This window comes from Amycolatopsis keratiniphila subsp. keratiniphila (assembly GCF_001620365.2).
GTDB lineage: Bacteria > Actinomycetota > Actinomycetes > Mycobacteriales > Pseudonocardiaceae > Amycolatopsis > Amycolatopsis keratiniphila.
Genome location: NZ_LQMT02000019.1, coordinates 1 through 19,014 on the forward strand (window position 1 = coordinate 1; position 19,014 = coordinate 19,014).

15 protein-coding genes are annotated in these 19,014 nt (G+C 69.7%); 11 read left to right on the forward strand and 4 right to left on the reverse strand.

Annotation, left to right across the window (positions count from 1 at the left end; all coding sequences use genetic code 11):
- Positions 1-67: 67 nt before the first annotated feature.
- The 8 genes from AVR91_RS18050 (at position 68) to AVR91_RS18085 (ending at position 12,338) form a co-directional block, all read left to right on the forward strand.
- On the forward strand, positions 68-979 hold the full coding sequence (locus tag AVR91_RS18050) for a serine hydrolase (protein ID WP_063276514.1): 912 nt from the start codon (positions 68-70) through the stop codon (positions 977-979).
- Between the two features lie 121 nt (positions 980-1,100).
- Positions 1,101-2,489, forward strand: a complete 1,389-nt coding sequence (locus AVR91_RS18055) for a serine hydrolase domain-containing protein (protein WP_063276515.1) — start codon at positions 1,101-1,103, stop codon at positions 2,487-2,489.
- Positions 2,486-3,388 (forward strand): serine hydrolase, encoded by a 903-nt coding sequence (locus tag AVR91_RS18060; RefSeq protein WP_063276516.1) that lies wholly within the window; start codon positions 2,486-2,488, stop codon positions 3,386-3,388. Before AVR91_RS18055 ends, AVR91_RS18060 begins: the two co-directional genes overlap by 4 nt.
- Before the next feature lie 195 nt (positions 3,389-3,583).
- Positions 3,584-5,182 carry an ABC transporter substrate-binding protein gene (locus AVR91_RS18065; protein ID WP_063276517.1) on the forward strand — a complete coding sequence of 533 codons (1,599 nt, stop codon included), beginning with the start codon at positions 3,584-3,586 and terminating at the stop codon, positions 5,180-5,182.
- Entirely contained in the window at positions 5,182-6,162 is a 981-nt protein-coding gene (locus AVR91_RS18070) for an ABC transporter permease (RefSeq protein ID WP_063276518.1), read from the forward strand. The genes AVR91_RS18065 and AVR91_RS18070 overlap by 1 nt, the downstream gene beginning before the upstream one ends.
- A 1-nt stretch (position 6,163) precedes the next feature.
- Entirely contained in the window at positions 6,164-8,050 is a 1,887-nt protein-coding gene (locus AVR91_RS18075) for a dipeptide/oligopeptide/nickel ABC transporter permease/ATP-binding protein (protein WP_063276519.1), read from the forward strand.
- Positions 8,047-9,030: an ABC transporter ATP-binding protein gene (locus tag AVR91_RS18080; RefSeq protein WP_063276520.1), complete on the forward strand. Its 984-nt coding sequence runs from the start codon at positions 8,047-8,049 to the stop codon at positions 9,028-9,030. Before AVR91_RS18075 ends, AVR91_RS18080 begins: the two co-directional genes overlap by 4 nt.
- On the forward strand, positions 9,027-12,338 hold the full coding sequence (locus AVR91_RS18085) for a serine hydrolase (RefSeq protein WP_063276521.1): 3,312 nt from the start codon (positions 9,027-9,029) through the stop codon (positions 12,336-12,338). Before AVR91_RS18080 ends, AVR91_RS18085 begins: the two co-directional genes overlap by 4 nt.
- Before the next feature lie 41 nt (positions 12,339-12,379).
- Here AVR91_RS18085 and AVR91_RS18090 read toward each other — a convergent pair whose 3' ends face one another.
- From AVR91_RS18090 to AVR91_RS18100, 3 genes are all read right to left on the reverse strand, one after another.
- The gene (locus AVR91_RS18090) at positions 12,380-12,574 is read right to left on the reverse strand and encodes a hypothetical protein (RefSeq protein ID WP_063276522.1); all 195 of its coding nucleotides are present in this window, start codon (positions 12,572-12,574) and stop codon (positions 12,380-12,382) included.
- Between the two features lie 447 nt (positions 12,575-13,021).
- Positions 13,022-13,669, reverse strand: a complete 648-nt coding sequence (locus AVR91_RS18095; protein ID WP_016334561.1) for a response regulator transcription factor — start codon at positions 13,667-13,669, stop codon at positions 13,022-13,024.
- Positions 13,657-14,856: a sensor histidine kinase gene (locus tag AVR91_RS18100; protein ID WP_063276523.1), complete on the reverse strand. Its 1,200-nt coding sequence runs from the start codon at positions 14,854-14,856 to the stop codon at positions 13,657-13,659. The genes AVR91_RS18095 and AVR91_RS18100 overlap by 13 nt, the downstream gene beginning before the upstream one ends.
- Positions 14,857-14,931: 75 nt before the next feature.
- Here AVR91_RS18100 and AVR91_RS18105 point away from each other — a divergent pair, with 75 nt between their 5' ends.
- On the forward strand, positions 14,932-15,258 hold the full coding sequence (locus AVR91_RS18105) for a putative quinol monooxygenase (protein ID WP_063276524.1): 327 nt from the start codon (positions 14,932-14,934) through the stop codon (positions 15,256-15,258).
- On the opposite strand, the gene AVR91_RS18110 is transcribed toward AVR91_RS18105, so the two are convergent.
- Complete coding sequence (locus AVR91_RS18110; RefSeq protein WP_083737622.1) at positions 15,242-16,105, reverse strand: alpha/beta fold hydrolase; 864 nt, start codon at positions 16,103-16,105, stop codon at positions 15,242-15,244. The two genes, AVR91_RS18105 and AVR91_RS18110, sit on opposite strands and share 17 nt — an antisense overlap.
- Before the next feature lie 109 nt (positions 16,106-16,214).
- On the opposite strand from AVR91_RS18110, the gene AVR91_RS18115 reads away from it, so the two are divergent.
- Positions 16,215-17,123 (forward strand): AurF N-oxygenase family protein, encoded by a 909-nt coding sequence (locus AVR91_RS18115; RefSeq protein ID WP_063276525.1) that lies wholly within the window; start codon positions 16,215-16,217, stop codon positions 17,121-17,123.
- Position 17,124: 1 nt separating this feature from the next.
- Positions 17,125-18,630 (forward strand): FAD-dependent oxidoreductase, encoded by a 1,506-nt coding sequence (locus AVR91_RS18120; protein ID WP_063276526.1) that lies wholly within the window; start codon positions 17,125-17,127, stop codon positions 18,628-18,630.
- Positions 18,631-19,014: the final 384 nt, after the last annotated feature.

Sequence of the window (19,014 nt, forward strand, 5' to 3'; positions counted from 1 at the left end):
GAAAGTGGCTTTCGCAACAACCCCCGGCTCCCGACGAGACACGACCCCAACGCAGACAAGGAGTCCCATGCCCACCGCGTCCGAAGTCACCGAAAAGATCAACGAGCGCGCGAAGGAGGTCGGCGTCCGCGTCCGGCTGCACGCGGCCGAAATCGACGGCGCCCGGCAAATCGGCGTCGACGAACACGCCCCGGTCGTCACGGCGTCGGTCTTCAAGGTCCCGATCGCGCTGGAACTGGCGAAGCAGGGTGCCGAGGGCGCGCTCGACCTCGGCGAGCGGATCACCGTCCCGCCGGGGCATCCCACGCCGAGCCCGTACGGCCTGGCCACCTTCCGGCACGAGATCACGATGTCCTGGTACGACCTCGCGATCCTGATGATCGGGATCAGCGACAACGTCGCCACCGACCTGACCCTCGACCGCGTCGGTAAGGAAGCGACCGAGAAGACGTTGCGCGACCTCGGTTTCGAGCACACCACCGTTTCACAGGACTGCGGAGAGGTGCTGCGCGGCATCGGGGACGACCTCGGGATCTCCTACGAGGACGACGAAAGGCTGCTGACGGAGCTGCCGATCGAGCGCATCACCGCGTTGCGCGCCCTGCAACCGGAGCACAGTTGCGCCACGACCGCGGAGGAGATCACCCGGCTGCTCGGGCTCATCTGGCGCGACGAGGCGGCGGCTCCGGCGGCGTGCGCGGACGTCCGGCGCTGGATGGACCTCCAGGTGTGGCCGCACCGGCTGCGGTCCGGGTTCCCGGACGACGGGATCCGCGTCAGCGGCAAGACCGGGACGCTGCCGTCGGTGCGCAACGAGGTCGGTGTGGTCGAGTACCCGGATGGCGGCCGTTACGCGGTAGGGATTTTCACCGACGCGGTCGACGGGCGGTCGCGGGTGCCGGAGCGGGACGCGTTCATCGGGTTCGCCGCGGCACAGGCCGTCGAATGGCTCAGGCTTCCCGAGGCCGACCGCGAATGATTCGTCCGGCCGGATGAATTTTCCCGCCGCTCTCGTCGTTCCGCACGAACCGGTGACGCCCGTCACCGGCCTAGCATTCCGGGAACCGCCGGACCACCCTTTCCACGGACAAGAGGTGCGCATGTCGAAACTTTCCGAAATCGATACCTGGCTCGCGGAGAACTTTTCCGCTCTTCTGGCCGAGCATCAGGTGCCCGGCGCCGCCATCGCGGTCTTCGCGAACGGCGAGGTGATCGACCACGCGGCCGGAATTCTGAACAAGAACACCGGCGTCGAGTCCACAGTGGACTCCGTGTTCCAGATCGGGTCGATCACCAAGGTGTGGACCACCACCCTGGCGATGCAGCTCGTCGACGAAGGCAGGCTCGACCTCGACAAGCCGGTCCGCGATTACCTTCCCGAGTTCACCCTCGCGGACGACGACGCGGCGTCGCGGATCACGGTGCGGCAGCTGACCTGTCACACCTCCGGATTCGAGGGCGACATCTTCACCGACACCGGGCAGGGCGACGACTGCGTCGCGAAGCTCGTGGCGACGCTCTCCGACGTGCCCCAGCTGTTCCAGCCGGGGGAGATGTTCTCCTACAACAACGCCGGGTACTGCGTGCTCGGCAGGATCATCGAAGTCCTGCGTGGCAAGTCCTACGACGACTGCCTGCGCGACCACCTCTTCACGCCGCTCGGTCTGACCCATGCCGCGGCCGGGCCCTACGACGCGATTCGGTATCGCGCGGCGATCGGTCACCTCCAGCCGAAGCCGGACGACGAGCCGGTGGCCGCGCCCGCCTGGGCGTTGACGCGGTCCAACGTGCCGGCGGGTTCGCATGTGGCGATGCGCCCGCGCGACCTGCTGACCTTCGTGCGCATGCACCTCAACGAAGGCCGCGCGGACGACGGCACCCTGGTCCTGCGGCCCGAAACCGCGCGGGCCATGTGGGAACGCCAGGTCGAACTGCCCTACCTCGGCCTGATGGGCGGGGCGTGGGGCCTCGGCTGGATGATCTTCGACTGGGACGGCGGCCCGGTGATCGGACACGACGGCGGCACCATCGGCCAGTCCGCGTTCCTGCGCGTGGTGCCGGGCAGCAACGTCGCGGTGGCCCTGCTGACCAACGGCGGCAAACCGTTGCACCTGTACCTGGACGTCTTCCGGAAGGTGCTGGGCGACCTCGCCGGCGTCGAGGTCCCGTCGCTGCCGGAGCCGAACGCCGCGGAGGCCCCGGCGGACCCGTCGCGGTATGTGGGCGAGTACTCGTCTCAGGTGGCGGACATCGTCGTCACGCAGGACGAAGAGGGCGGCCTGTGGCTGGAACGCACGATGAAGGGCATGTTCGCCGACCTCGGTTCGGCGCCGGAGAAGAGCAGGCTGCTGGGCTACAAGGGCGACACCCTGGTCGCCGAGCACGACGGTCTCGGCCTGCACATGCCGCACGCGTTCGTCGGTGACGACGGCACCGGCCGCGCGTTGTTCGTCCACACGGGACGGGCCGACCGCCGGGTGAGCCAGTGACGGCGATCGCCGACGAGATCGAGGCCGTCTTCGCCGAGGCGGGGGCGCGCGGATTCGTGCACGCGCGCGAGATCGGCGTCCCCGACGGTCCCGAAGTCGGTGTCGGCGCGGACGATCCGGTCGTGCTGGCGTCCGTGTTCAAGATCCCGGTGGCGGTCGCCTTCGCCCGCGAGGTGGTCGCCGGGCGGATCGACGAGACCGAGCGGACCCGCGTCACCGCGCGGTACCGGATCGGCGGGATCGGGACCGCCGGCTGCGCGGACGACGTCGAGATGAGCTGGCGTGACCTGGCGCATTTCATGCTGACGATGAGCGACAACGCCGCGACCGACGTCGTCTACCACCGGGTCGGGCAGGAAGCCGTCGACCGGGTCCTCGCCGACCTTGGCCTCGCCAGGACGCGGCTGATCGGCTGTTGCGAAGACCTCTTCGCTTCGGTGATCGCCGATCTCGGCGCGCAACCGGATGACGATCTGGGAGCCGTGTTCGCCGCGGCGACCGAAGAGCAGATGTGGAAACTCGCGGTGCTCGACCCGGAACGCACGACGTCGTCGACGCCGAGGGAGATCACCGCGTTGCTCGACGCGATCTGGACCGACCGCGCGGGCGACCCGGCCGCCTGCGAACGCGTCCGGACGATCATGGCGCAGCAGATCTGGCCGCACCGGATCTCGTCCGGTTTCCCCGCGGGTGTCGCGATCGCGGCCAAGACCGGGACGCTTCCCGCCGTCCGCAACGAAGCGGGGGTGGTGACCCATGTGGACGGTCGCCGCTACGCCGTCGCGGTGTTCACCCGCGCCGAATCCCTCGCCGACCGCCAGCCCGCGGTCGACTCCGCCCTCGGTGAGGCCGCCCGCCTCGCCGTCGATCACCTCCGTGCGCAGACCGTCGGGTCGTGAGGAAGTCGTGAGTGATTCGGGTCGTTAGAACGGCCCAAATCACTCACGACCCCTGGCACCGTCGACCACCCCCTCACTTCACGTGATGAAGGGCGCTTCGCCCCCGTCGCATGCGGTGAAAGTCCCCTTCAGCCACCCCACGACCAGAAGTGCTCAGGACGCGAACCAACGACTCGGGACAATAGGAGAAACCGCATGAAGAAAGCCCGGCTCACCGCCGCGATCACGAGCGTGGTGGCCTTGACCGTGAGCGCGTGCGGGGGGACGTCGCAATCCGGGCAGGACCGGACCGCGAACCAGAAATTGACCGAGGGCAAGACCTTCACGATGGCGATCGGCACCGATCCGGGAGCGCTCGACCCGGCGATGACCGTGCTCTCGGTCGCGCTCGACATCGGGCGCTACCTCTACGACAGCCTGATCAACCTCGACGAGGCGGGCAAGCCGATCGCCGGCCTCGCCGAGAAGTGGGAGGCCACCACGACCACGGCCTCCTTCACCCTGCGGAACGGGATCACCTGCGACGACGGCACTCCGCTGACCGCGAGCGACGTGGCGGCCAACATCAACTTCGTCGGCGATCCCGCCAACAAGTCGCCGATGTCCGGGCTCACCGTCGCGCCGGGGACCAAGGCGACCGCCGACGACGCGGCGCGGAAGATCACGCTCACCAGCGGTGCGCCGGACGCGTTCCTGCTGCGCAACGTCGGCGGTCTGCCGATCGTGTGCGGCAAGGGCGTGACCGACCGGCAGGCGCTCGCCAAGGGCAAGTACGGCACCGGCATGTTCACCATGACCGAGATCGTGCCGAACGACCACTACACCCTCACCAGGCGCAAGGATTACGCGTGGGGGCCGGGGGATTGGCAGCGTGAGCAGCCCGGACTGCCGGAGAAGGTGACCTTCCGGGTCATCCAGAACATGACGACCGCCGCGAACCTGCTGCTGTCCGGTGAGCTCAACGGCGCCCGGATCACCGGCCAGGACCAGCAGCGGCTGCGCGCCCAGAAGCTGTTCCACGGCGAGCAGGTCGTGCCGATGGGCGAGATGTTCTTCAACCAGGCGCCTGGCCGTGCGGGCGGCGACCAGGCCGTGCGCCGCGGGCTGGTGCAGGCGCTCGACCTCGCCCAGATCGGGAAGGTGCTCACCAGCGGCTCGGGGGCACCCAGCCAGGGAATGGTCACCACCGAACCCAGGGCCTGTGCCGGGGACGCGGTGGCGGGCAAGCTCCCCGCGTTCGACGTCGCCGCCGCGAAGTCGACCCTCGACGCGGCCGGCTGGAAGCCGGGAGCGGACGGGGTGCGGGTCAAGGACGGCAAACGGCTCGCGCTGACCGCCATCTACGGCACGCAACTCGGGCCGACGATGGCGCCCGCCGCGGAACTGATGCAGCAGTCGTGGAAGGCCGTCGGCGCCGACGTGACGCTCAAGGGTCTCGACAGTCCGGGGACCAGCCAGGTGCTGTTCAACACCGGTGAGTGGGACATCTCGCTGGCGCCGGTGACCTTGCTGCTGCCGAGCCAGGTCGGCCCGTTCGTCTCGGGACCGAAACCGCCGGCGGGCACGAACTTCGCCCACATCGAGAACGAGAAGTACACGTCACAGGCCGCGCAGGCGGCGCAGATGTCCGGTGAATCGGGCTGCGCGACCTGGCTCGCGGCGGAACAGGCGCTCATCGAGCGGCTGGACGTCGTGCCCTACGTCAACTCGGTCATCCCGACCTTCGGCAGCAACGCGCGGTTCAAGGTCATCTTCGGTTCGGTCGAGCCGTCGTCGATCCGGATGTACAGCTGATGGCCGTCGCGGTCGCCCCGGCCGGGTTGCGCGGCAGCCCGTGGCTGTCGTTCGCCGTGCGCCGCCTCGGCCGGTTCGCGATCTCGTTGTGGGTCCTGATCACCACGGCGTTCTTGATGATCCAGCTGATCCCGGGCGACCCGGTCCGGGCGGCGCTCGGGCTGACCGCGCCGGTCGAGCTGGTGAACGCTCGGCGGGCGGCGCTCGGCCTCGACGATCCACTGTGGCTGCAGTACGTCCACTACCTCGGCGGGCTGGTCACCGGTGACTTCGGGACGTCGATGACGAGCGGGCAGCCGGTCTCCGAGGTGATCGGCGACCGGCTGCCCGCCACCCTCGAATTGGCGTTGCCCGCCTTCGTGGTGGTCATCGCGGTCGCGATCCCGCTGGGCCTGCTGTTCGCCGTGCTGACCCGAGGTGGACGCCGTCGGGGCGGTGAGCTGGCGTTCACCTCGACGACCGTGCTGCTCGCGGCCATCCCGGAGTTCCTGCTCGCGGTGGCGCTGGTCGCGTTCTTCTCGGTCCAGCTGGGCTGGTTCCCGGTCGCCGGGAACGCGGGCGCGAGCTCGTTCGTGCTCCCGGTGATCGCGCTGGCGCTCGGTCCGGCGTCGGTGCTCGCGCGCATCGTCCGGGTGGAGACGCTTTCCGTGCTGGGCAACGACTTCATCCGCACGGCGAGAGCGAAGCGGCTGCCCGCCCGGCTGGTCTACCTGCGGCACGCGCTGCCGAATGCGCTGACCGCGACGCTCACCATGGGCGGGCTGATGCTGACCGGGATGGTCGCCGGGACGGTGCTGGTGGAGAACGTCTTCGCCTGGCCGGGCCTCGGTTCGACCATCGCCCAGTCGATCCTGCAAAAGGATTATCCGCTGGTACAGGGGATCGTGCTCGTCTACGGCATCGGGGTCCTGCTGGTGAACCTGACGGTGGACGTGCTGCTGGCCGTTCTCGATCCGCGTTCGACGATCCGGGAGAACTGAGATGGCGAAATGGTTCGCGGCGCTGCGCACCCCGGTGGGCGGGTTCGCGGCGGCCCTGCTGACGCTGGTGCTCGCGCTCGCGGTGTTCGCCCCGATCCTGTGGCACGACAACGCTTTCGCGATCGACACGAACGCCATCGGGCAGGGACCGTCGGCGGCGCATTGGCTCGGTACCGACGACCTCGGCCGCGACATCCTCTTCCGCGTCCTGGTCGCGACCCGGCTTTCGGTCCTGCTGGCCGTGCTCGCGACGGTGATCGGGGTGGTGACCGGACTCGTGCTCGGCACGTTGCCCTCGCTGCTGCCGCGCCCCGCGGCACGGCTGGTGACGTCCGCGGTGAACATCGCGGTCGCGTTCCCGGGGCTGTTGCTGGTGTTGTTCTTCTCGGTCATCTTCGGGGTCGGGACGCACGGCGCGGTGTTCGCGGTCGGTTTCGCGCTCGCGCCGGCGTTCGCGCGGCTCGCGCAGACGCTGTCCGCCTCCGTCGCGGGGCAGGACTTCGTGTCCGCCGCGCGGATCTCCGGGGTCGGCCGGATACGGTTGCTGCTCCGGCACATCCTCCCCAATATCGGCGAACCACTGGTGGTGAACGCGACCATCGGCGCGGGTGCCTGCCTGCTGGCGTTCTCCGGGTTGTCGTTCCTCGGCATCGGTGTGCAGGCACCGGATTACGACTGGGGACGGCTGCTCGGCGAAGGGCTCAACGGGATCTACGTCAACCCGGCGGCCGCGCTCGCGCCGGGCGTGGCCGTGGTGCTGGCGGGACTCGCCTTCAACCTGGTCGGTGAGACCGTCGCCGGGGTGATCGGCGTCCGCACCGGCCTGCGCGAACTCGCCCCGCGGCCGGTCACGCCCGCGAGGGAGGACGCCGCCGACGTCCGCGACGACGCGGTGCTGGTGGTGGAGAACCTCCAGGTGGCGTTCCCGCGTCCGGCGGGCTGGACCGTTCCGGTGCGCGGGGTGAGCTTCACCGTCCGCGCGGGCGAGGCGATCGGGGTCGTCGGCGAGTCCGGCTCGGGCAAGAGCCTGACCGGGCTGGCGGTGTCACGACTCGTCGAATCGCCGGCCGTGGTCACCGCGGACAAGCTCGAATTCGCCGGGAAACCGGTGCTGACGACCCCGGAACGGGAGTTGCGCGGGTTGCTCGGCACCTCGTTGGCGATGGTGTTCCAGGATCCGATGACGTCGTTCAACCCGACCAGGCGGATCGGCCGTCAACTGGCCGAAGTCGCCGAGCAGCACCAGGGACTCCCGCGTGCCAAAGCCTTCGAGCGGGCCGTCGACCGGTTGCGCGCGGTGCGGATCCCCGCCGCCGAACGCCGAGCGCGGCAGTACCCGCACGAATTCTCCGGCGGGATGCGACAGCGCGCGATGATCGGCATGGGCCTGATGGGCGACCCTAAGCTCATCATCGCCGACGAGCCGACCACGGCGCTGGACGTCACGGTGCAGCGGCAGTTGCTGCGCCTGCTGGCGCGGACCAGGGCGGAGCGGAATACGGCGATCATCCTGATCAGCCACGACATCGCGGTCGTTTCGCAGACGTGCGAACGGATGCTGGTCATGTACGCGGGCCGGGTGGTGGAAGATCTGCCGTCCGCCGCGACGCCGCGGCATCCCTACACACGGGCCCTGATGGCCGCGACGCTCGACCTCGAGACCGATCGTGAGGCGTCGCTGGCGGTGATCCCGGGCCGTCCGCCGGAGCCGGATCGCGTGCCCAACGGCTGTGCCTTCGCCGACCGATGCCCGTCGGCGACCGACCGGTGCCGTCTCGAAGACCCGGCGTTGGAGCGCGTGGGGGCCGAGCATCGCGTCGCGTGCTGGTATCCCGCGCCGCTTTCCCAACCCGCCAAGGAAACCGTGACCGCCGGAGGTGCGGAGTGAGCGATCTCGTGTTCGACGCGGTGAGCGTGCGGTACGGCGGCAGGCGCGGGCTCACCGCCGTCGACCGGGTCGGCCTGACCGTCCCTTCCGGACAGGTCGTGGGGCTCGTCGGCGAATCGGGCTCCGGGAAATCGACGCTGGCTCGCGCCGCCGTCGGGCTCTCGCCGATCAGCGCCGGACGGGTCCTGCTGGGCGGCGTGGACGTGCGCAAGCTACCCCGGCGTCCTCCGTTGCAGATGGTGTTCCAGGATCCGTATTCCTCTTTGGACCCCCGGATGAGCATCGGGGAGTCGATCACCGAAGCGATCCCGCGCGGCGTCCTGCCCGGCCGCGGCGCACGCCGGGACGAGGTCGCCCGGCTGCTGGAACTGGTCAACCTCGACCCGGATCGGGCCGGGCATCTGCCGGGGCAGCTTTCCGGCGGCCAGCGGCAGCGGGTGGCGCTCGCCCGCGCGCTGGCCGGGCGACCCGAAGTGCTGATCGCGGACGAGATCACCTCGGCGCTCGACGTGTCGGTTCAAGGCGCGGTACTGAATCTCGTCCGGTCGGTGCAACGGCGGCTGGGCCTATCGATGCTGTTCATTTCGCACAACCTCGCGGTGATCCGCTATCTCAGCGACATCGTCGCGGTGATGTACCTCGGGCGGATCGTCGAGGTCGGCCCGGCCGAACAGGTGCTGACGGACCCACAGCACCCGTACACCCGTGACCTGCTCGCCGCGGCGCCGTCGGCGACCGGTTCACTGCTCGACCTCGGCGACGCGAGCGAGACCGCCGACGTCGAACCCGCCGACCCGCACCATCCACCGGCCGGATGCCGCTACCACACCCGCTGTCCGGTCGGCCCGCTCGTGCGTACCGGCCGCGAACTCTGCCTCCAGGCGGATCCCGCTGACGACGCGGCATACCGACGTCATTCGGCGGCCTGCCACTTCAGCGAAAACGAGCTCACGATTTCCAGAGGAGCAAGCGCATCATGACCCGACGTCTCGGTCTCGACGACCTGTACGACATCGCCGTCCCCAGCCAGCCTTCGCTTTCCCCGGACGGCGACCGGATCGTCTACGTCCTGCGCACCGCCGACCGCGACGAGGACCGGAACGTCCACACGCTCTGGGAGGTCGGCGCGGCCGGTGGCGAAGCACGGCAGCTCACGCGCGGAACCGCCGACATGGCACCGAAATGGGCGCCGGACGGCACGCGGATCGCGTTCCTCCGTGCCCAGGACGGGCCGCCGCAGGTGTGGTTCCTGCCGTCGTCGGGCGGGGAGGCCGAGCGGATCACCGAACTCCCGCTGGGTGCGGGCGCCCCGGTGTGGAGCCCGGACGGCGGCAAGATCGCGTTCTCGGCCGCGGTCGACCTGGCGGGCGGGGAAGCGGCGCCGAACGCCCCGGTGGTGGCCGACCGCCTGGACTTCAAGGCCGACGGTGCGGGGCTGATCAAGACCGTCCGCAAGCATCTGCACGTCCTCGACGTCGCCACCCGGGAAGTCCGGCAGGTGACCTTCGGCGATTGGCACGCCGGCGACCCGGCCTGGTCGCCCGACGGAACCCGGCTGGCCTTCTCCGCCGGTCGTGACGGTGACGCGGATCTGACGTTCCGCTCCGGTGCTTACGTTCTCGACGTGACCACGAAGACCTCCGAGCCGCAGCTGATCGGCTCGGGCGAAGGGATGGCGGGCACGGTCGGCTGGACCGCCGACGGCACCGCGCTGCTGGTGGTCGGCAGGCCCGACACCGAGGTCGGGCACCTGGGGCTGTGGCGGGTGCCGCTGGACGGTGGCGATCCGGTCGACTTGGCCGCCGCGCTGGACCGCAACGTGATGTCGGGCGGCCCAGGCTATCCGGGAGCCCTGCCGCAGGTGACGGCCGACGGCGCCGTGCTGTTCGGCGTCCGCGACCGCGGCTGCACCCATCTGTACGAAGTGGACACCGAGGGCGGGGAGCCGCGCGCGGTGCTGGCGGGCGCGGACCGCGTCGTGTCCGGAATGGACATCGCGGGCGGGCGCGTCGTGGTCGTTCTGGCCACGGGCACGTCGTTCGGGGAGGTCACCGTCGTCGACCCGGCCACCGGCGCGGTCGACGTGCGGACGAAACACGGCGAGTCCGATATCGAGCTTTTTCGTCATGAGGAACGGGAATTCACCATCGGCGACGGCACCGTCGTGCACGGCTGGCTGCTGCGGGACCCGGCGCGATCCGGCGCCGCCCCGCTGCTGCTCGACATCCACGGCGGACCGCACAACGCCTGGAACGGCGCGGCCGACTCGATCCACCTCTATCACCAGGAACTCGTGGCACGAGGCTGGGCGGTGCTGCTGCTCAACCCGCGCGGGAGCGACGGCTACGGCGAGGACTTCTACACGGGCGCCGTGGGAGGGTGGGGTGTCGCCGACGCGGCCGACTTCCTCGAACCTCTCGACCACCTGGTCGCCGAAGGGATCGCCGACGCGGACCGGCTCGCCGTGGCGGGCTACAGCTACGGCGGGTTCATGACCTGCTATCTGACCAGCCGGGACGACCGCTTCGCCGCCGCTGTCGCCGGCGGTGTGGTCAGCGACCTCACCAGCATGGGCGGCACGTCCGACGCCGGGCACTACCTGGCCGTCGGTGAACTCGGCGGTCCGGCGTGGGACAAGGCGAACGAGCGGTTCTCGCCGTTCGCCCGCGTCGCCGACGTGCGGACGCCGACGCTCGTCGTCCAGGGCGCGAACGACGACCGGTGCCCGGTCGGTCAGGCCGAGCAGTGGTTCAGCGCACTACGCGTCCGGGGTGTCCCGTCGCGGCTGGTGCTGTACCCGGACGCCTCGCACCTGTTCATTCTCGACGGGCCGCCCTCGCAGCGCGTCGACTTCAACCGGCGCGTCCTCGAATGGGTCGAGCAGTACGCCGCGCCCGCGGACGGGGTGTCGCGGGTGCCGATCGAAGCGGCGCATTGGCGGCGACGACTGGCCGAACTCGCGCGCAAGCACCGCGTTCCCGGAGCGGCGCTGGGCATCACGCGGGTCGGCGACGACGCCGAGGTTTTGGCTTCCTACGGCGTGCTGAACACGAAGTCCGGGGTCGAGGTCACCGACGATTCGGTGTTCCAGATCGGCTCGATCTCCAAGGTGTGGACCGCGACCGTGGTCATGCAGCTGGTCGACGAGGGCCTTCTCGACCTCGACGCGCCGATCGCCGACGTCGTCCCCGAACTGCGGCTCGCCGATCCGGACGTCGCCAAGCAGGTGACCATGCGGCATCTGCTGACACACACCAGCGGCATCGACGGAGACGTCTTCACCGACACCGGCCGAGGTGACGACTGCCTCGAACGCTACGTCGAAATCCTCGACCAGGCCGCGCAGAACCATCCCCTCGGCGAGACCTTCTCCTACTGCAACTCGGGTTTCGTGCTCATGGGCCGCGTGATCGAGAAGCTCACGGGGCAGACCTGGGACGCCGCGATGCGGGAGAAGCTGTTCGCGCCGCTCGGTCTCACCCACACCGTGACGCTGCCCGAGGAAGCGCTGCTGCTCCGTGCCGCCGTCGGGCACGTCGGTGGCGCGGACGAAGACCCGAAGCCCGCGCCGGTGTGGGGATTGCCGCGGAACATGGGCCCCGCGGGCCTGATCACCGCCACCGCCAAGGACGTGCTCGGCTTCGCGCGGCTGCATCTGACCGGCGGGCTCACCCTGTCCGGTGAGCGGATCCTGACCACGGCGTCCGCCGCCGCGATGGCCGAGAAGCACGCCGACCTCCCCGACAAGCACTCCCTGGGCGATTCCTGGGGCCTCGGCTGGATCCGCGACGAGTGGAGTGGACGGCGGGTCATCGGTCACGACGGCAACACGATCGGGCAGTCCGCGTTCCTGCGGCTGCTGCCCGATCAGGGACTCGCCGTCACGTTGCTCACCAACGGTGGCAACACCCGCGACCTGTTCGAGGAGCTGTACCGGGAGATCTTCGCGGAACTGGCGGACGTGGCGATGCCGCGACCGCTGACGCCGCCCTCGCCTCCGGTCACCGTCGACGGTTCGAGGCACGTCGGTGTCTACGAGCGGGCCGGGGCGCTGATGGAGGTACTGTCCGAAAAGGACGGTCTCCGGCTGCGACAGACCGCAACGGGACCGCTGGCCGAGCTGATGCCGGAGAAGACGATGGAGTTCGACCTCGTCCCGGTCACCGACTCGCTCTACGTGTGCCGTGAGCCGGGCGCGCAGACCTGGATGCCGGTCACGTTCTACACGTTGTCGACAGGGGAGCCGTACATGCACCACGGCGTGCGCGCGACGCCGAAGGTGTCCTGAAAGCACTCGGCCCGCCCGGACCTCCAGGCGGGCCGAGTTGTTCAGGCCCTGCGCCGGGCGACGTAACGGACGATCAGCAACACGATGCACACGACCGCGACGGCGCCCGCGATCGTGCGGAACGTCCAGTCCAGCCCCGCGAACTGGCCGATCGCGTTGATGGCCGAGCTGACGAGGAGGGCGAGCCAGAGGGAGGCGGTGACGAGCGCGCCGCCGGCGTTTTTGGTGTCGTTCATGGGAAAGACGCTATGGTCCGGCGGATCGGGGAACCAGGGGAGTGACCCCCGTCGTGGGGTGGTGCCTGCGCTACCGCGCCTGCCGGACCGGTCGTTGGAGGTTGCGAAAGCCACTTTCGCAACCTTCAGCGTTGCGAAAGTGGCTTTCGCAACCCTCCGCTTTGGGACCTTACGCGGGCGTTGCCAGGATGTCGCCATGCTGCGGATACCGGGCGGCCTGGGCGGGGCGAGCTGGCGAAGTTCCATCGGCCGAAGGCCATAGTGCCCGAGCCTGCGCGATCTCCGGTCCACTGCGCTCGGGTACCCGGCAAGACCTTGATCAACGGAGGATTTGGNNCCAAATCCTCCGTTGATCAAGCTCCGAGACCCGTGTGGCGCTCGACGATGCGGGAATCGGGACATTCACGTCCCAATCCTCCCCACTCGACCTTGCCACTTACGTGGGCCTCAGCCCTTACCGCCCAAGTAAGCCAGCACCGCCAAGACCCGCCGATGCCCGCTGTCCTCCGGCAAGCCGAGCTTCGCGAAGATGTTCCGGATGTGCTTGTGCACCGCGCCGTCGCTCACCACCAGCAGCTCGGCGATGGTCGTGTTGTTGTAACCCTCCGCCATCAGCCCGAGCACCTCGCGCTCGCGCGCGGTCAGCCCTTCGAGCGGATCGGTCGCCCGGCGGTGCGCCATGAGCTGGGTGATCACCTCGGGGTCCATGGCGGTCCCGCCCTTGACGACCCGGTCCAGCGCGTCGAGGAACTTCTCGACCTTCCCCACCCGCTCCTTGAGCAGATATCCGACAGCCCCCTTGCCATCGGCCAGGAGTTCCGCCGCGTAGCCGGTTTCGACGTGCGCGGAGAGCACAAGCACGGGCAGCCCGGGGTACATCTTTCGCGCCTTGACGGCCGCGCGGAGGCCTTCGTCGGTGTGGGTCGGCGGAAGCCGGACGTCGGTGATCACCGCGTCGGGCCGGTCCTTGGCGACCAGTTCGAGGAACTCCTCCACATCGTCCACCGCGGCGGCGACGTCGATGCCCGAGGTGTTCAGCAGCATCACCAGGCCTTCGCGCAGCAGCGCGTCGTCCTCGACGATCACGACCCGCATGGCAACTCCACTTTCAGTACGGTCGGCCCACCGGCGGGGCTCGACAGTTTCAAGGTCCCGTCGAAGGCCTCGGCCCGTTTGCGGATCCCGGACAGACCGCTGCCGCCCGACTCGTCGGCGCCGCCGTGGCCGTCGTCACGGATTTCGATGAGCAGGGTGTCGGCGGTGCCGTCGAGGGTGATCCAGGCGTGTTCGGCGCCGGAATGCTTGGTGATGTTGGCCAGCATCTCGGCGACGACGAAGTAGGCGGCCGCTTCGACGGCGGCGGGACGACGACTGCTGCTGCGAACGTCCACAGTGCACGGAACCGGGCAGCGGTCGGCCAGCGCGGTGACGGCGCCGTCGAGGCCCCGGTCGCTCAGCAGCGGCGGATGGATGCTGCGCACGACGGTCCGGAGTTCGGCGAGCGCGCCGGTCGCGGTGTCCTGCGCCTTGCCGAGCAGTTCCCGCGCCCGCTGCGGATCCTTGTCGAAGAGCGAATCGGCGATCCCCAGCTGCAGGACCACCGCGGCGATCCTCGCCTGCGTCCCGTCGTGCAGGTCGCGTTCGAGGCGACGGAGCTCGGCGCCGTGCGCCTCCAGCGCCGCGGCCCGCGACGCGGCCAGTTCGACGACGCGGTCGGTCAGCACCACCCCGGGCGCCGGCGCGAGCAGCCTGCGCGCGATGGAAGCCTGCCAGCGGGCCACGCGGGGGAACAGGAAGATCAGCGCGATCATGCCGGCGCCGGTGATCGCGCTGAGCGCCGCCAGCGGCCACGACGTGACCATGAACCCGAGGGAACTTTCCACCCCGCCGGGGACCGTCGGCCAGATGAACGCCGTGACGATCTGCCGGAGCCCGCCGAGCGGCAGGGCGACGGCGAAGATGCCGATGACGAAACCGGTGGCGCCGTGGAAGACGAGCCAGCCCAGATCCCGTCGCGAGGCCGGGTCGGTCACCGGGTTCCCGGACCGGTACGGCTCGGGGATCGGCTCACCGAGCAGGCGGGCGGCCCGGCGCCGTTCGAAGTTGACCGGACGCCGGATCAGCTGGAGCGCGACGGGCAACGCCGGGATCCCGACGCCGAACGGGCACATCAGCAGCACGAACAGCATGCCGACCAGGACGAACCAGGCGAACATGGAGGAGGCCGCGCCGACCGCCAGGTACCGGATCGCGGACCAACAGGACCGGAGCCGGGTGATCACCCCGTCAGTCTTTCATCCCGCCCTCGGCGGCGTCGGAGCGGAGCGCGCGAAGACCCGCTTTGCGATACTCGGACCATGATCCTGATCGTTCTCAAAGCACAGATCCGCCCCGAGAAGCGCACCGAATGGCTCGAGGGTATCGAGCGCTACACGCAACAGGTGCGCAGCGAACCCGGCAACATCTCGTTCGACTACTACCAGAACGCCGGCGACGAGAACGAATTCGTCCTCGTCGAGGTGTTCGCCGACAGCGCCGCCGGTGACGCGCACGTCGCCACCCAACACGCTCAGGACTTCTTCCCGTTCATGTCGACCGTCGTCGCCGAGAAGCCCCGGATCAACTACCAGAACCTCGACGGCGACGCGTGGTCGGAGATGGCCGAGGTCACGCCGGTCGACTGACGGCGTCCGTAGCGGTGCGGTCGATGATGGCGGCCAGGGTCGTGGCCGCCTCTTCGGGGACCCAGTGGCTGACGCCGGTCAGGATTTCGAGCCGGTAGGCCGCGTCGACGTACTGGCCGGCCAGCTCGGCGCTGCGCCGGGACAGGGCGGTGTCGCCGTCGCTCCAGACGTGGGTGGTCGGCACGGTGACCCGGGCGCGGAGGGCGGCCGGGTGCTGGAAGAGCATCGCGCGGTACCAGTTCAAGCCGCCGGTGAGGGCGCCGCCGTCGATGATGTCCTGGCGGACCTGGCCGATCTGGGCGGGTGTCATGCCGGTGCCGGCCAGCGTGCGTTCCAGTACGCGTGGCCGGCTCCGGATGGCGAGTTCGGGCAGCCAGGGGAGCTGGAACAGGAACATGTAGTACGACCGGACGAGCTGGTCGCTGCCGAGCATCGCGCGGAGGAACGCCGCGGGATGGGGGACCGACACGGTGGTCAGGGATTTGACCAGGTCGGGCCGCCGGGCCGCGGTCGACCAGGCGGCGACGGCACCCCAGTCGTGTCCGACGAGGTGGACCGGCCCTGAGCCGAGGGTGTCGATGAGGGCGACGGTGTCGGCCACGAGACGGCCGGCCCGGTAGGCGAAGCGGCCTCGCGGGCGTGCACGGGGCGAGTAGCCGCGCTGGTCGGGCACGATCGTGCGGTATCCCCGCTGGTGGAGCAGCTCGGCCGTGTCGGCCCAGGAGGTGCCGGTCTGCGGGAAACCGTGCAGCAGGACGACGACGTCGCCATCGAGCGGGCCGGTGTCCCGTACGTCGAAGATGAGTCCGTCGTGGTCGAAGGTGGCGATACGGCGGGGCGCGGTCATGGGCGGGTTCCCCTTCTTTCGTGGACTGCTCCTATATGTTACCTTGAGTAACAGTGAATCGCGGTAACAGGTAGCCGCGCACTCTGTCGACGTCGTCAGGGAGGTCCGTATGACCAGCACCGATGTGCCACGAACGGCCGGGGCAGGCCGCCACGAGACCGCGCAGCGGCTCCTCGATTCGTCCGCGATGCTGTCCTACGACCCGGCCACCGAGGTGGACTGGGAGACGCCGCTGGACAAGGACTTCCACGGCGCCAGCCCGGAGTGGAGCACGCTCTACGGCACGAGCTACTGGGCCGAGATGAGCCCGGAGCAGCAGAAGGAGCTCACCCGCCAGGAAGCCGCTTCGGTCGCCAGCACCGGCATCTGGTTCGAGATGATCCTTCAGCAGATGGTGCTGCGCGATTTCTACGCCAAGGACCCGACCGATCCGGCGTTCCAGTGGGCGCTGACCGAGATCGCCGACGAATGCCGCCACTCGATCATGTTCGCCCGCGGCGCGGCGAAGCTCGGCGCGCCGCCGTACCGCCCGCGCAAGCTCGCCGTCGAACTCGGCCGGATCTTCAAGGCGACGGCCACCGGCGAAGCGGCATACGCGGCGATCCTGGTGGCCGAAGAGGTCCTCGACGTCATGCAGCGCGACTGGATGCGTGACGAGCGTGTGGTCCCGTTCGTGCGCACCATCAACAACATCCACGTGGTCGAAGAGTCCCGGCACATGAAGTTCGCCAGGGAGGAGACGCGCGAGCAGCTGGAGGGCGCGGGTTTCCTGCGCCGCCGGATCAACGCGCTGGTCATCGCGATCGCGTCGTACTTCATCGTCAGCAGCATGATCAACCGCGACGTGTACAAACACGCGGGGCTCGACACCAAGCGCGCGTTGCGTGAGGCGAAGGCCAACGAGCACCACAAGTCGATGATGCGGTCCAGCTGCGCCGGGCTGATGGAGTTCCTCGGCTCGTGCGGTCTGCTGACCCGGCCCGCGCTGGTGTTCTACAAGCGGGCGAACCTGATCTGACATGGCCTTCGCGATCACCCAGACCTGCTGCAACGACGCCACCTGTGTGTCGGTCTGCCCGGTCAACTGCATCCACCCGACGCCGGACGAGCCCGATTTCGGCACCACCGAGATGCTCTACGTCGATCCCGCCACGTGCATCGACTGCGGGGCCTGCGCGGACGCCTGCCCGGTGGACGCCATCTTCCCCGCCGATCTGCTGACCGGACCGCTGCAGGTCTACGCGGGAATCAACGCGGCCTTCTACGCCGACCGCGAGCCCGCCGCCTCGGTGGATCCGGCGCCGAACTTCCACCGGTGGGGCCCGCCGACGTTCGACCGGGCCATCCCGAGCGACTTCGCGCCGCCGGACATCGCCGTCGTCGGCACCGGCCCGGCCGGGATGTACGCGGTGGAGGACCTGCTTCTCCACACGAACGCGCGGGTCACGCTGATCGACCGGCTGCCGGTCGCGGGCGGCCTCGTCCGCTACGGCGTCGCCCCGGACCACCCGGCCACGAAGCGGATCGGAGAGACTTTCTCGCGGCTTCACGAGCATCCTCGGCTGAAGATGCGCCTGGGCACCGAGATCGGCCGCGACGTGTCGGTGGACGAGCTGGCCGAGCGGCACGACGCCGTCGTCTACGCGGTCGGTGCCTCGTCCGCGCGCCGGCTCGGCCTGGACGGCGAGGAGCTGCCCGGCAGCATCGCCGCGACCACCGTCGTCGCCTGGTACAACGGCCATCCGGACGTGCCCGCGAACGCCGTCGACCTGTCCGCGGAACGTGTCGTACTGGTCGGCACCGGGAACGTCGCGCTGGACGTGGCCAGGATCCTCACCGCCGACCCCGACGACCTCGCCGGGACGACGATCGCCCCGCACGCACTGGAACGCTTGCGTACCAGCAAGATCCGGGAGGTCGTACTGCTCGCCCGGCGCGGGCCGGAGGACGCCGCGTACACGTCGCCGGAGCTGCTCGCGCTGGCGGGACGCGCTGGTGTGCCGCTCGTCGTGGATGACGCCGACCCGCGCACCACGGCCGCGATCGACGCGGGCAGCGGCAAGGCGGCGCTGCTGCGGGAACTCGACCGCGAGGCCGTCGACTGGACCGTTCCTCCGGAGTCGGACGCTCGCCGGATCGTCCTGCGGTTCCACTCCGCGCCGACCGAGATCGTCGGCGACACCCAGGTGCGCGGCCTGCGCGTCACGGGACAGGACGGGCCGGTGGAGATCGCCGCCGGTCAGGTCGTCCGCGCTGTCGGCTATCGCGGAGTCCCGGTGCCGGGGCTTCCGTTCGACGACGACCGCGGCACGATCCCGAACACGGCCGGTCGCGTCGACGGGCGCCGTGGCGCGTATGTGGTCGGCTGGATCAAACGCGGTCCTTCGGGCGGGATCGGCGCGAACCGCACTTGTGCGCGGGAGACCGTGGCGACGCTGCTGGAGGACATCACTTCCGGCGCGCTTCCGGTGCGGGCGCGGCGGTCGCCGGTGGCCGCTTTGGCGGCGCGCTTCCGCGGTCGGTGACGCGACGATTCCTTGCTGTCGTGCGTGGGGTGAATATGGGTCGTGAGCGGCGATTCGGGTCAGAGCCGTCAGGCGCGGCGTGCGCAAAGGCGTGACTCGCGTGATCAGGCACGTAACTCGCGTGACTGGAGGCCGCACTCGCGTGTTCCGCCGCTGATCACGCGAGTTCCGCCTTCGATCACGCGAGTGCGGTGCCGCGGCACAGGGCGATCAGCTCGGCGTGCCAGGCCGGCGATGTAGGAATCGGGACGTTGAGTGTCCTGATTCCTACATCGTCGAGCGCTGCTCTGGTTTCGGACCTTGATCAACGGAGGATTGGGGACACTCAATGTCCCCCATCCTCCGTTGATCAAGGTCATACCGACCGCTCGCTGTACGTCCGCT

Bases quoted from the DNA above. Each gene is read 5' to 3' on its own strand.
- AVR91_RS18070 (WP_063276518.1), top strand. From the start codon at position 5,182: ATGGCCGTCGCGGTCGCCCCGGCCGGGTTGCGCGGCAGCCCGTGGCTG.
- AVR91_RS18055 (WP_063276515.1), top strand. From the start codon at position 1,101: ATGTCGAAACTTTCCGAAATCGATACCTGGCTCGCGGAGAACTTTTCC.
- AVR91_RS18095 (WP_016334561.1), bottom strand. From the start codon at position 13,669: ATGCGGGTCGTGATCGTCGAGGACGACGCGCTGCTGCGCGAAGGCCTG.
- AVR91_RS18065 (WP_063276517.1), top strand. From the start codon at position 3,584: ATGAAGAAAGCCCGGCTCACCGCCGCGATCACGAGCGTGGTGGCCTTG.
- AVR91_RS18050 (WP_063276514.1), top strand. From the start codon at position 68: ATGCCCACCGCGTCCGAAGTCACCGAAAAGATCAACGAGCGCGCGAAG.
- AVR91_RS18075 (WP_063276519.1), top strand. From the start codon at position 6,164: ATGGCGAAATGGTTCGCGGCGCTGCGCACCCCGGTGGGCGGGTTCGCG.
- AVR91_RS18115 (WP_063276525.1), top strand. From the start codon at position 16,215: ATGACCAGCACCGATGTGCCACGAACGGCCGGGGCAGGCCGCCACGAG.
- AVR91_RS18090 (WP_063276522.1), bottom strand. From the start codon at position 12,574: ATGAACGACACCAAAAACGCCGGCGGCGCGCTCGTCACCGCCTCCCTC.
- AVR91_RS18110 (WP_083737622.1), bottom strand. From the start codon at position 16,105: ATGACCGCGCCCCGCCGTATCGCCACCTTCGACCACGACGGACTCATC.
- AVR91_RS18105 (WP_063276524.1), top strand. From the start codon at position 14,932: ATGATCCTGATCGTTCTCAAAGCACAGATCCGCCCCGAGAAGCGCACC.
- AVR91_RS18085 (WP_063276521.1), top strand. From the start codon at position 9,027: ATGACCCGACGTCTCGGTCTCGACGACCTGTACGACATCGCCGTCCCC.
- AVR91_RS18120 (WP_063276526.1), top strand. From the start codon at position 17,125: ATGGCCTTCGCGATCACCCAGACCTGCTGCAACGACGCCACCTGTGTG.